Annotated in this window: 1 protein-coding gene; it reads left to right on the forward strand. The window is 39.0% G+C overall.

The genetic code is table 11. The features are described 5' to 3' along the window. Positions 1-402: ATP-binding protein (locus WMO38_RS15190; protein WP_349163232.1), on the forward strand; the 402-nt coding region annotated here is incomplete at its 5' end. Positions 403-534 lie beyond the last annotated feature (132 nt).

Below are 534 nucleotides of genomic sequence, written 5' to 3' on the forward strand. Positions count from 1 at the left end.
AACATGAGCAATCCTCAGCATGTGAAAATCAATGATGTGATTCAGAACCTTGATCCGAAGATTTTCAAATCTAAGAATCAGTTCATCATAGATGCGATTCAGTTTTACATTGATAATTATGGAAAAGAAACCTTTGCTATCAAGAAGAAGGAAAAAGAGAGGGCTGAATATATTCGGTCAGAAGATATTGATGACATTAAGGAAGAGGTCATTGAAGCAGCAACCAATGAGGCTAGAAAAGAGGTAATAAAGCTGTTAGGCGGAGTGATATCCGGGATGAATGTTGGTCAGCCGGTAATAATGCAGGCAGCCAATAGTGAAGCACAAGAACCTACAGAAGATGTTATGGAAGATGCAGATGTTGCAGGACTTGCAATGGGATGGATGTCGAAAGGAGACTGATTATTATGAGAAGAGTTATGGGAGTTGTAGGAACAGTGATTTTAAAGATACTCAGGTGGATATTAAGGATAATTCTTGGAGCGTTGAAGCTGGTCTTAGGACTTGCCAGAATAATTCTTCTTCTATTCGCTA

This window comes from Lachnospira hominis (ex Hitch et al. 2025) (genome assembly GCF_040096395.1).
Classification (GTDB): Bacteria; Bacillota; Clostridia; order Lachnospirales; family Lachnospiraceae; genus Lachnospira; species Lachnospira hominis.